Source organism: Flavobacterium aurantiibacter (genome assembly GCF_002251775.1).
Lineage (GTDB): Bacteria > Bacteroidota > Bacteroidia > Flavobacteriales > Flavobacteriaceae > Flavobacterium > Flavobacterium aurantiibacter.
Genome location: NZ_NOXX01000194.1, coordinates 41,117 through 52,958, shown reverse-complemented (window position 1 = coordinate 52,958; position 11,842 = coordinate 41,117). Strand labels below are relative to the sequence as shown.

Here is an 11,842-nt window from a genome sequence, read left to right as displayed (position 1 = left end):
AATAAAAAGATACAGCCGAAAGCCGGAAATGCTGCCCAAATAAAACCAATCAGAAAGCCAACGTTAACGCGCGCCAACACTCGCAATACGTATTCTTGTCCATTTTTTTCCATCAAATCACCCAACAACGGCACCAAATAAGTACCATTTTAGCGACATAAAATCCCAGTCTTTTACATTTGTGCAGAATTGCATGGAATTACCCTCAAATTACTGCTAGTTTTTTTGAGGTATTTTAAATTTACGCTACTTTTATGCAGATGTTTTTGAGACAATTTCCTTACTATATCGCCGAAATTGCGCAAGCGCACGAAGGCAGCCTTGGGATTTTACATTCCTATATCGATGCCGTTGCAAAAACCGGCGCGCATGCGGTTAAATTTCAAATGCATATTGCTGAAGCAGAAAGTAGCAAAGCCGAAACTTTTCGAACGAATTTCTCTTACGAAGATGCCACGCGTTTTGATTACTGGAAGCGCATGGAGTTTACTTTCGAACAATGGCAAGGCATTAAAGCACATGTGGAGGCCGTCGGACTCGATTTTATCGTGTCGCCTTTTAGTGTCGCTGCCGTAAAAATGCTCGAAAAAATTGGACTCACAGCCTACAAAATTGGTTCCGGCGAATTGAGTAATTTGTTGATGCTCGAAGCGATTGCAAAAACTGGAACGCCTGTGATTCTCTCTTCCGGGATGAGCGATTTTACCGAGCTCGATACCGCAGTTTCGCTGTTTAAAAGTCGGAATACCCCGCTTGCCTTATTGCAATGTACAACAGCTTATCCAACAAAAGCGACCGAATACGGTTTCAATGTGCTTGCCGAAATGAAGTTGCGTTACCAAATTCCGATTGGCTTTTCGGATCATTCCGCAAAATCGAGTACTGGAATTGCTGCCGTGGCTCTTGGTGCCGAAATACTTGAATTTCATGTGGTTTTCGACAAAGATCTTTTCGGACCAGATGCAAAAGCCTCGTTAACTTTTCCAGAAGTAAAGCAGCTGATCGCTGGCGCAAATGATGTGTATGAAGCTTTGCAAAATCCGGTTGTCAAGAACCATACGGCTGATTTCAAGAGTTTAAAAACACTCTTTGGCAAAAGCTTGGCTGTAAATCGGAATTTAGAACAGGGAGCTCTGATACAAGAATCTGATTTAGAAAGTAAAAAGCCAGCAAATTGCGGTATTCCCGCCGCCGATTATAAACAAGTAATTGGCAAAAAACTGCTTCGCCCATTAAAACAATGGGATTTTTTAACTGAGAATGATCTTTCATGAAACGTAAAATAGCTGTTGTTATAACCGCCCGTCCATCCTACAGTCGTGTAAAAACCGTACTTACAGCGCTTAAAAACGCACCCGATGTCGAGTTACAGCTTATCGTGGCTGCATCGGCTTTACTCGATCGCTACGGAAATGCCGTTGAACGTATCGAAGCCGATGGTTTTGAAGTTACAGCGCGTGTTTTTAATGTGTTGGAAGGCGAAAATCTTACCGCAGCAGCAAAAACTACAGGAATCGGAATTTTAGAATTAAGTACAGTTTTCGATAATCTGAAGCCCGATATCGTGGTTTCGATCGCCGATCGTTTCGAAACAATCGCTACGGCTATTTCGGCATCCTATATGAATATTCCTTTGGCGCATATTCAAGGAGGAGAAGTCACAGGAAACATCGACGAGAAAGTGCGTCATGCCGTAACAAAATTAGCTGATTATCATTTTGTTGCGTCGGAAGGTGCAAAGGAACGTGTGATCAAATTGGGCGAAAATCCGGATTTTGTATTTAACACGGGTTGTCCGTCGATTGATTTAGCTGTAGAAGTTTTAGCAAATCCAGAACTTGATTTTGACCCCTATCAAAAGTACGGAGGGGTAGGAGAAAAGCCGGATTTATCGAATGGCTATTTAGTTGTGATGCAGCATCCTGTAACAAACGAGTACACGCAATCGAGGCAACATATTGAAGAAACATTTAAAGCAGTTATAGAGATTAATTTACCTACTTTGTGGTTTTGGCCAAATATTGATGCGGGAGCCGACGGCACGTCAACAGGCATTCGTGCTTTTAGAGAAAATAATAATATACAGAACGTTCATTTTTTTAAAAATATGGACGGAATCGACTTTCTTCGGATTCTTGCAAACGCAAAAGTGCTGGTAGGAAATTCCAGCGTTGGTATTCGAGAAGCGGCCTTTTTAGGAGTTCCCGTTGTAAATGTAGGTACACGTCAAAATAGGCGTGATCGTGCCGAAAATGTAGTCGACGTGGTTCACGAAACTCAAATAATTAAAGATGCCATTCAATGGCAAATAGAGCGCATACGCTATCAATCGTCGGATTTATATGGTGATGGTTCTGCCGGAAAACGAATTGCCAATTTGCTAACAACAGTACCGCTTCATTTTCATAAAACTATTTCCTACTAGTAAAACAAAAGCTTTGAGAGAAGGAGTGATATTTTATTTGTTAAAAATTTGAAACGCAATTGTTGTTTTACATTTGTTGACCGCACTAGATGCTTGAAGCAACAAGAGTCGCATATTTTAAAAATGACAGTTCGGTATTTAGCACACAGAAAAAATTGACAATAAACTTATCGCAATTATTAAAGTATGTTGCAGTACTTTTACATTTTTGTATACGATAATTTTTAAATGTTGGTAAGATGCTTTCGATTTTAATTCGCAATAAAAATGAAGCTGGTTATCTTGAGAATACACTTTCCAGCATCAGAAAGCAGGAGCTAAATTTTGATTGTGAAATTATTTTTATAGACGATCACTCCACGGATAATTCCGTCGAAATTGCAGAAAAGTATGGCTGTAAAGTTTTTTTATTAGATCGCGATTTTTCTTACGGATATGCATTAAATTTCGGTATTTCAAAATGTTCTTTTGAACTCATTTTATTTTTAAGCTCGCACATCACGTTGCTAACTACCCGATTTTTAGAGGACCTTGTTCAACAATTTTCTGATCGTAACATTGCTGCGGTTAGGTGCACTCCAATTTTAAATGTTCGTCAGGTAATGCAAAGTGCAAAAGAGCCACTCTTGCTCACCAAAGAAAATTACAGCCATTCTATTGATTGGGAAAATTTGATAGTAGCGAATTGCTCAGCTGTTAGAAAAACAGTTGCAACTGCAATTCTTTTCAACGAAGAAATTAGTGCAAACGAGGAAAAACAATGGTGTTTAAAAGTTCTTGATCAAGGATTTGTTGTGAAGTCGAATGTTCCGTGTTATTTTCTCTACACTAAGAAAAAGCATTCAAATAGTTTTATAACCGATGCTACAGCTAAATTTCAGATTGATGGAATTGCTACAGTTTCGAAGAGCAACTTTTTCCTTAGTGTTATCAAAGGAGTACCATGGGCACTAAAAATTGCAGCGAAAACCTATTGGTCAAACATCGTTACAAAATATAGTTTAATCAAAATTCCTTTAAGCAATAAAAAAGGTGTCTTTACAAAATGATAGAGAGTAATTGAAAACGATAGCAATCATACCAGCAAGAGGAAACTCGAAAGGAATTCCAGGTAAAAATCTAGCGAAAATTGGCGGCTTAAGCTTAATTGAGCACACGATTAGGTGCGCAAAGAATGCTAAATTGCTTACGAAGGTGGTTTTAACTACCGATTGCGAAAATATCGCAGAAGTTGCAGAAGCAGCAGGTTGTCAGGTAATCAATCGGCCGAAAAACCTCGCTCAAGATGACTCTTCAGTTGTTGATGCCATATTGCATACTCTAAGTGTTGTGGAGGAAGAATTTGATGCAATCGTTCTTCTTCAACCAACCGCACCTCTGCGCACTGGTGCGAATTTAGATGAAGTGATTGAAATTTTAAAAAATGACAGAAATACGGATGCTGTTGTTAGCGTGGTCGCAATCGAAGATTTACATCCTGCACGAATGTATAGGTTGGAAAACTTAAGACTTGTTTCATTGGAAAGTGAAAATGAAACAAAACGAAGGCAAGATCTCGATAAAGTTTTTATTAGAAACGGTTGTTTTTACGTCATTAGATCAGCTAATTTCCTCAGAGAAAAAACACTAATGATTAAAAACAAAGTTCCGTATGAAATGGATGCTAATTTTCTGCTAAACATTGACACACCGCGAGATTTAAAAATCGCCGAAATTATTTACGATGAATGGAAAACTCACATTAGCGATAACAGAATCAAATAATTTCAATCCCGCTGTTGTTGAAAAATTAAAGGATTTTTTTTCTGTTCGGCTTTTTGATATAAAATCTGAAGCTGATTTGTTGCTCGCGCTGGAAAATGCAGATATTGCCTTTATTAGGCTACGATTTCATTTTAGAAGCGATATTTTAAAGCAACTTCCCAAACTCAAATACATCGTAACTGCAACGACGGGATTAGACCATATCGATACCAACTATTTCAATTCGATCGGTGGAGTAGTTGTCTCCTTGAGGGGTGAAACAGCATTTCTAAGTTCCATACCCTCGACAGCAGAGTTTACGTGGGGTTTACTTTTGTCGATATACAAAAACACCATCAAAGCGAGTACTGATGTTAATGCAGGCAATTGGCAACGCGATCAATTTCGTGGTAGAAATCTTAAAAATAAAAGAATTGGTATTTTAGGGTTGGGAAGAGTAGGAAAACAAGTAGCAAACTACGCAAGAACATTTTCAATGGAGGTTGGTTTTTACGATCCGGTGGAAGTTTCAACCGACTTTTTAAAGATGCCTACTGCCGAAGAACTATTTTCATGGGCAGATATTATCAGCATTCATATCGATTATTCTTCCAGAAATCACAATTTTGTTGACGCTAGCTTGTTGCGTTACTGCAAGGAAACCGCAGTTTTAATTAATACATCGCGTGGCGCGGTTTGGGATGAAGAGTATCTTGCTGAGCTAATTCGAAATAAAAAGGTGTTTGGAGTTGCCACAGATGTAATTGTCGATGAGTTTATAGAAAAATCAGTTCATCAAAATCCATTGGTGAAGTTGGCAAACGAAGGTTATAATGTAATAGTAACGCCGCATATCGCAGGCGCAACGATTGAATCTATGGCTGAAACAGAGTTTTTTGTAATGAAGAAACTACTAAAGATATTGAATTACGAATGTGCGGAATAATTGGCATTTTAGGAGCAGGCGCCACTCGAGAAGTTGCGGAGAAAATGGTTGCTGCACAAGCACACCGCGGGCCAGATTTCGACGCTGTGAGGCAGGTCGGTGAAAATGAATTCCTGGGACACAATCGTTTAAGTATCATTGATTTATCAGGCTCTGCAAATCAGCCTTTTGAAAGTGTTTGTCGCCGATACACGCTCGTCTTCAACGGAGAAATTTACAACTACCGCGAATTACAAATTCAGTTGTCTACAGATTACACTTTCAAAACCCAAAGCGATACAGAAGTGCTATTAGCAGCGTATATAAAGTACGGCAAAGAAGTTACATCCTATCTAAATGGTATGTTCTCGTTTGCTGTTTACGATGCAGTAGAAAAAACCTTGTTTGCTGCTCGTGATCGATTTGGTGTAAAGCCTTTTTATTACTACTATGCTAATGATCAGTTCATTTTTAGCTCGGAAATAGCAGCACTTTTTATGGCTGGAGTTTCAAAAAATATCAATTATAGCGTCTGGAGCTCATATTTTGTTTATGGTTCCTATGGTGCAACTGATGAAACTTTTTGGAAAAACATAAGGCAACTCCCCGGAGGATCACAACTAATTTTCCGAAATAATGCGGTCGAAATAAAACGCTGGTACGATTTTGCGCAGCGCGTTGCCGAAGTAAAGCTTTTGTCGGAGATCGAAAGTAGCCTTCAAATTGAAGAGTTGCTGTTGCATGCGACAAAATTGCGTTTTCGTGCCGATGTACCAGTTGGTTTTAATTTAAGCGGTGGAGTTGATTCGAGTACTTTATTGGGTTTAATAAAAGCGCAAAATTTCGATGAAAGTCTGATTAATGTATTCACTTTCGTTTGTAATGACCCACGATATGACGAATTAGAATGGGTAAGGGGTATGTTAGCAGGCACAAAATTCCCTTTGCACGTAGTTCCTCTAGAATATCGCCAAGTGCCTGAATTGTTTGACGAATTGTCGAAACACCAGCTCGAACCTTTCGGAGGAATACCAACACTAGCGTATTCACAAATTTTTAAAAATGCACGTCATTTGGGTGTGAAGGTACTACTCGACGGACAAGGAGCCGATGAGGCTTGGGCGGGATACGATTACTATTTAAACGCGAGTGATTCGGTAATTCAGGGAACGTCAAAAAGTCCCTTTAGAATAAATGTTTTAGATAGCGAGTTTCGTTCGCGCGCCGAAAAACCTGCAATTGAGAAGCCTTTTGAATCGGATTTGAAAAACCTGCAATACCGCGATTTATTTCACACCAAATTACCCAGAGCTTTGCGTTTCAACGACCGTGTTTCTATGCTCTACGGAACCGAGCTTCGTGAGCCTTTCTTAGACTATCGACTTGTTGAATACGTTTTTGCACAACCTTACGATCTCAAAATTAAATGCGGTACCCAAAAGTGGTTACTTCGCCAAATTGCCTCTAAATATTTAGATCACAACATCGTATATGCTCCTAAACGGCCACTGCAAACGCCACAGCGCGAATGGTTGAGTATCGAGTTAAAAACATGGGTTTTAGAAATGACCGAATGCTTAAAAACACATGAATTTTTTGACGGAAAAGCACTAGTACACGAATTAGACGCATTTTTCAAAGGTGATAATCAAAGTAGTTTTCATATTTGGCAGTATATTAGCTCGGCAAAATTGTTATTCCCCTGATGAAGAGATTTTCACAATTTATTTTTATTCCGTTTACATTCCAGATTGAGATTTGTAAATATTTCGTTCGACGACTTTTTGGTGCAGCGATAGCTAATAGTCAGAATCAGCTTTATACGTTATTTTGTGATTTAGAACGCTATTCGGGTAAGGTTCTAAAATTTGATTCTGAAGGAATTACCATTCAGTTTCAATTGAAGAATGCCGTTATTAGCTTACGACATTTTCCGTCGAGCGATTACAAAGTTTTTACTCAAGTGTTTAAAGACGAGCAATATAGGTCGACATTAGAGGCTTTTCGTAAAAATTTCAAGAAAGAGCCAGACAACTTTCTAGATTGCGGAGGAAATATTGGATTAACATCGCTTTATTTCAATACAGCTGTTCCGAATATAAAAATCTGTATCGTTGAACCAGATACTGAAAATTTTAAGTCTATCGAACAGTATTTTAGGATGAACAATCTGTTTGACCCACAATTGGTTAAGAGCGGTATTTGGAGCAGCGATACTTTTTTGGAAGTGAATAGTTCCTACGGTGATGGAAATCACTGGGCTAAGAGTGTTCAGGAAACTACAACCGATACAGGTTTACACGGTGTCAGTATTTCGGATCTTCAAAACCGATTGGAATGGCCAATAATCGATATTCTTAAAATTGATATTGAAGGTGCAGAAGCAGAGGTTTTTAATACTGAGAAATCAGATCTCACCTTTCTTAAAAAAACTAAAGTACTTGCTATCGAAATACATGAAGATGTGATTGAAAAACAAACCATTTTGAATGTTTTAGATCATTACAATTTCGCATATTTTGACGACGGAGAATTAACTATTGCTTACAATCAGCAGCTAATTTTATGAGATCTGAAGATTCGACTAACAGCGAAAAAACGCTTGAAAAAAATAAATTGCAATACGATGCGCTGTACAGCAGTACATCAGGCGCAAAAATGATTAAAGTATTGCAGCGATTTGAAGCATTTTTAGACGATACTACGCAAACCGATACCAGTTGGAAAGGCTTCTATCTCAACGATTTCAGAAAGCAATTGAAAGGAAAGCGCGTGCTTGAAATGGGTTGTGGCGATTGTTTAAACGCCGCTATTATGACCATGCTTGGCGCTGAAGTGGTTGCAAACGATATTTCCGATGAACCTGGAAGAATCATTGCCGAACTCAATGCGTCGGGAGTGCTTCCAAAACCGATAACTTACGTTTTTGGCGATTTTTTACAATACGACACTAAAGAAGAAGCTTCGTTTGATTTTGTAGTTGGAAAGGCGTTTTTGCACCATCTGACATTAGATTTAGAACGACAATTTCTTGAAAAAACGGCTCGGTTGTTAAAACCAGGTGGACAAGCGCGCTTTTTCGAGCCGGCCATTAATAGTTTGTGGCTCGATAAGTTACGTTTTATGATACCTGTTTCCGGACGGCCGTCGAGTTTGCAGCGAAAAGCCTTTAAAGCATGGGAGGAAGCCGATCCGCATCCCGACCGTCCAAATTCCTCGGAACACTATCAACAAGTAGGCTTGCAGTATTTTTCTAAAGTTGATATCTATTGTATTGGAGCCATTCAGAAATTTCACAGGCTTTTACCTTCCGGTTCGTTTGATCGAAAATTCCGACGTCTGGCATTTCGGTTAGAACGCTACTTACCAAAGTACATTAATGATACTTTTGCTAGAAGTCAGCTTATTGTGCTTTCTAAAGCTTCGTAAAAATGTTGGTTCGGATTTTGAGGTACTTCTCGTACCCTGATATAAAGAGACAAACGCCCGGTGAATAACTTTCTTGGGGCCGATTTTTATTTACCGAGGAAGCGGTAACCGAGTGCTATTTTTTAGTAATACTAGATCAGCCCCGCGAGAACATTAAAACCAGCGTTCTACCAAATCGGATTATTCATGTTTCGTTGGAACCGCCCAATGAAGTTGCGTCCTACCGGCAATTCGGAAATAAAAAAGTAGCTGTTCGTTTCGGACAAATACGCAATAAACAAATTTCGTTTTCGCATGGTGCACTTCCGTGGCATATTAATGTTAACTACGATACATTGCGCAGTACCTCGTGGGAAGATTTAAATAAAACCGACGAGATGGTTTGGGTAACAAGCAATTTACACACGTCGAGTGGGCATTATTTGCGCATGAAAGTCGTGGTGCAATTGCAAAACAGTTTTGTGAAGATTTACGGCCGGGGAATAAATCCGATCGACGATAAGTACACGGTTTTTAAATCGGCTAAGTATGTGATTGCTTTCGAGAATTATGCACACAGCGGCTATTGGACTGAGAAAATTGCCGATGCCTTTTTGAGTTACTGTTTACCCATATACTTTGGCGCAACGGACATTGATACCTATTTTCATCCGTTATCGTATGTGCGTTTGGATCCGCGATCGAAAACTTTATTGTCGGATTTGCAATCGATTGTTGATGATCAAACTTGGGAAAAGCGATTGCCTTACATCATCGAGGCGCGCACTGATGTTTTAAACAAGCACCAACTATTTCCGTTTTTAGTAGATAAAATGGAAGCTATTTTGGCGTCGGAAAAGCAGCCGAATGTTCCGCAGCGTGTAGAAATTCCCGGCGGCTCGGCGTATTTCGACAATATTCCGCTAAGCATCAGGTTGCAGAAAATTTGGGTACGCTTGCAGTACAAATGGTATGCAATAACTAAAAGTAGGAAGTTATGACCTATCATTCTCAATTTGAGCAAGATCGGTTTTTAGATGAGGTTGTTTTTGCCAAACAGAAAGGCGGTTTTTTCGTTGATGTAGGAGCTCACGACGGTTTAACCTACAGCAATAGCGCTTTTTTTGAGTTTTACAGGAGTTGGGACGGTATTTGCGTGGAACCGAATCCGCAGGTGTTCGACAAGTTGAAGACGGCACGACAAGTTCGCTGCGAAAATTGCGGTTTAGGTGCTGTCGAGGGTGTTTTGCGTTTTACCTCCATATCGGGTTATGCAGAAATGTTAAGTGGTTTCACCGATTTTTATGCGGCAGAGCACAAACAACGAATTGCGCGCGAATTAGAGAAACGCGGCGGGTCGGTCATCGAACTAGAAATTGCAGTAAAGCCACTTTCTAGTTTAGTAGACAGTCATAAAACTGTCGATTTTATGAGCATTGATACGGAAGGAAACGAACTTGAAGTACTAAAAGGAATTGCTTTTGAGAAACAGCATATCCGTGTTTTAGTGATTGAGAACAACTACCAAGATAATCGGGTTTTGGAGTTTTTGAAAGAACTTAATTATCTGAAAGTATTTACTTTAGATACCGATAACGTTTATGTTTTGCAGTCTGAGTGGAATGCAGCTATGAAGTATCGTTTGTTCAAATGGAAGTTACGTAAGAAAAAAGGTTCGATTTTGAGACGGCTTTTTGGGTAACGATTTTTTTGCGTTAAGGACAGTAGCGATATCCTTTTGCCGGAGGTACGTAGGCAAAAGATACAGCGGATGGCCTGACGGTGGCAGGAACGCTTTTTTGCGAAGCGATGTTCGTTTTGCCACCGGAACGCCCAAAATGTAAATGGTAAAACAAGTAAATTTTTCTGCCATCACATCCGCTCCTGCGAAAATTACTTTTTCTTTGCATTAAAAAGTTAGAATATGAAGAGGCGACTCGGAATTGTGATTACAGACGGTGTAGGTTTCCGAAATTTTATCATCAACGATTTTATTTCCGAGGCGTTAAAAACTTTTGATGAAGTTGTAATTTTTAGTTTTTTACCAAGTCATATATACCCGCAATTTTCGGAATCGGTTACTATAGTTCCGCTGGAGTTTATTCCTGAACGCACTTCTACTTGGTTTTTTAGAAAATTCAAGGAAGTGGCGCACATGCAAAAATTTGCTGCTCGAAATTTTGGAATTAACGATAATTTGAAAGCAACTACAACTTTTGTTTGGAATGTGCACGGAGTTTTGAATGCAATTATACACTTCATTTCTAGGTTTTTACATTCTGAAAGTGTAATTCAAATGGCAGAGCGTTTGCAATTTCTGAGCTACTATAGTCAGCCGGCATTAAAACGATCTTGTGATCTTCTAGAGAGTCATAAAGTGGATGTTCTGTTTTTCACGCACCAACGTCCGCCGTTTATTGCTCCGGTCATAAAATGTGCTAAAGATCTGAAAATCAAAACGGCAACATTTATTTTTTCGTGGGATAATTTGGCGTCTAAGGGACGAATGGCGGGTAGTTTTGATCGGTATTTGGTTTGGAGTAATTTGATGAAATCCGATTTGTTGGAATTTTACGATTCGGTTTCAGAGACGCATGTGCATGTGGTGGGAACGCCGCAGTTTGTTCCTTTTGTAACCGATTCGTTTGGTCAGGAACGGGCAGATTTTTTCAAGAAATTCGATTTGAATCCGAATTTGCCTTTGGTGGTTTTTACGTGTAACGATTCGAGTAGTAGAAACGATCCGCATTACTTGGATGTTTTGGCGCAGTTTATTGAAAATAAGCAATTAACACAAGAAGTTTCGGTATTGGTTCGCACTTCGCCGGCTGAAGATCCGTTGCGTTTTGCGGCGATACGTGAAAGATATCCGTTTTTAAAATGGAACGATCCAAAATGGCCAATTGCATCAAATTCGGGTACCGAGATGTGGGCGCAACGAACACCCACGCACGAAGATATTTCCGATTTAAAGTCGATGTTACAGTACGCGGCATTTACTATAAACGTAATGTCTACGATCACCATCGATTCGTTTATTTTTGATAAGCCCGTGATAAATCCGGTTTTTGGAACGGGAAGTAACGGTTTGTGGAATGATCAGAAGTTTTTAAAATTCAGACATTTAGAGGTTTTGGAACGTGCCAATGCGAGTTTGATTGTTAAAGATTCCGACCAATACTTAACGGCTATCAATTTTTTACTTACTGGCGGCGATGATAAGGCGGCAGCGCGAAAGTCTTTTGTAGATTTACAGATAAGCGTACCGTTACCGGCTGTTAATAAAACGATTGTAAAGACTTTGTACGAATTCGAATAAGTTCAAATCGTTTGCATTTATT

General features: G+C 39.4%; 11 protein-coding genes. All 11 read left to right on the top strand.

What is annotated here, in order from left to right; translation table 11 throughout:
• Window positions 1-254: 254 nt before the first annotated feature.
• The 11 genes from CHX27_RS08135 (at window position 255) to CHX27_RS08080 (ending at window position 11,820) form a co-directional block, all read left to right on the top strand.
• On the top strand, window positions 255-1,274 hold the full coding sequence (locus tag CHX27_RS08135) for an N-acetylneuraminate synthase family protein (RefSeq protein WP_243388974.1): 1,020 nt from the start codon (window positions 255-257) through the stop codon (window positions 1,272-1,274).
• Complete coding sequence (gene neuC / locus CHX27_RS08130) at window positions 1,271-2,425, top strand: UDP-N-acetylglucosamine 2-epimerase (protein WP_094486264.1); 1,155 nt, start codon at window positions 1,271-1,273, stop codon at window positions 2,423-2,425. The genes CHX27_RS08135 and neuC overlap by 4 nt, the downstream gene beginning before the upstream one ends.
• Window positions 2,426-2,664: 239 nt before the next feature.
• Window positions 2,665-3,474, top strand: coding sequence for a glycosyltransferase family 2 protein (locus CHX27_RS08125; protein ID WP_094486263.1), 810 nt, complete (start codon window positions 2,665-2,667; stop codon window positions 3,472-3,474).
• Between the two features lie 10 nt (window positions 3,475-3,484).
• Window positions 3,485-4,189 (top strand): acylneuraminate cytidylyltransferase family protein, encoded by a 705-nt coding sequence (locus CHX27_RS08120; RefSeq protein WP_094486262.1) that lies wholly within the window; start codon window positions 3,485-3,487, stop codon window positions 4,187-4,189.
• The gene (locus tag CHX27_RS08115; RefSeq protein ID WP_094486261.1) at window positions 4,149-5,114 is read left to right on the top strand and encodes an NAD(P)-dependent oxidoreductase; all 966 of its coding nucleotides are present in this window, start codon (window positions 4,149-4,151) and stop codon (window positions 5,112-5,114) included. The genes CHX27_RS08120 and CHX27_RS08115 overlap by 41 nt, the downstream gene beginning before the upstream one ends.
• Window positions 5,102-6,799, top strand: a complete 1,698-nt coding sequence (gene asnB / locus CHX27_RS08110; RefSeq protein WP_094486260.1) for an asparagine synthase (glutamine-hydrolyzing) — start codon at window positions 5,102-5,104, stop codon at window positions 6,797-6,799. The genes CHX27_RS08115 and asnB overlap by 13 nt, the downstream gene beginning before the upstream one ends.
• Window positions 6,799-7,662, top strand: a complete 864-nt coding sequence (locus tag CHX27_RS08105; protein WP_094486259.1) for an FkbM family methyltransferase — start codon at window positions 6,799-6,801, stop codon at window positions 7,660-7,662. The genes asnB and CHX27_RS08105 overlap by 1 nt, the downstream gene beginning before the upstream one ends.
• Window positions 7,659-8,522, top strand: a complete 864-nt coding sequence (locus CHX27_RS08100; RefSeq protein WP_094486258.1) for a class I SAM-dependent methyltransferase — start codon at window positions 7,659-7,661, stop codon at window positions 8,520-8,522. The genes CHX27_RS08105 and CHX27_RS08100 overlap by 4 nt, the downstream gene beginning before the upstream one ends.
• A gap of 194 nt (window positions 8,523-8,716) precedes the next feature.
• On the top strand, window positions 8,717-9,502 hold the full coding sequence (locus tag CHX27_RS08095) for a glycosyltransferase family 10 domain-containing protein (RefSeq protein WP_094486257.1): 786 nt from the start codon (window positions 8,717-8,719) through the stop codon (window positions 9,500-9,502).
• Entirely contained in the window at window positions 9,499-10,203 is a 705-nt protein-coding gene (locus CHX27_RS08090) for an FkbM family methyltransferase (protein WP_094486256.1), read from the top strand. Before CHX27_RS08095 ends, CHX27_RS08090 begins: the two co-directional genes overlap by 4 nt.
• 222 nt (window positions 10,204-10,425) lie before the next feature.
• On the top strand, window positions 10,426-11,820 hold the full coding sequence (locus CHX27_RS08080; protein WP_094486254.1) for a hypothetical protein: 1,395 nt from the start codon (window positions 10,426-10,428) through the stop codon (window positions 11,818-11,820).
• Window positions 11,821-11,842 lie beyond the last annotated feature (22 nt).

Excerpts from the sequence above, each read along its gene's own strand:
- CHX27_RS08135 (WP_243388974.1), top strand. The coding sequence starts at position 255 with ATGCAGATGTTTTTGAGACAATTTCCTTACTATATCGCCGAAATTGCG.
- neuC (WP_094486264.1), top strand. The coding sequence starts at position 1,271 with ATGAAACGTAAAATAGCTGTTGTTATAACCGCCCGTCCATCCTACAGT.
- CHX27_RS08125 (WP_094486263.1), top strand. The coding sequence starts at position 2,665 with ATGCTTTCGATTTTAATTCGCAATAAAAATGAAGCTGGTTATCTTGAG.
- CHX27_RS08115 (WP_094486261.1), top strand. The coding sequence starts at position 4,149 with ATGAATGGAAAACTCACATTAGCGATAACAGAATCAAATAATTTCAAT.
- asnB (WP_094486260.1), top strand. The coding sequence starts at position 5,102 with ATGTGCGGAATAATTGGCATTTTAGGAGCAGGCGCCACTCGAGAAGTT.
- CHX27_RS08105 (WP_094486259.1), top strand. The coding sequence starts at position 6,799 with ATGAAGAGATTTTCACAATTTATTTTTATTCCGTTTACATTCCAGATT.
- CHX27_RS08100 (WP_094486258.1), top strand. The coding sequence starts at position 7,659 with ATGAGATCTGAAGATTCGACTAACAGCGAAAAAACGCTTGAAAAAAAT.
- CHX27_RS08090 (WP_094486256.1), top strand. The coding sequence starts at position 9,499 with ATGACCTATCATTCTCAATTTGAGCAAGATCGGTTTTTAGATGAGGTT.
- CHX27_RS08080 (WP_094486254.1), top strand. The coding sequence starts at position 10,426 with ATGAAGAGGCGACTCGGAATTGTGATTACAGACGGTGTAGGTTTCCGA.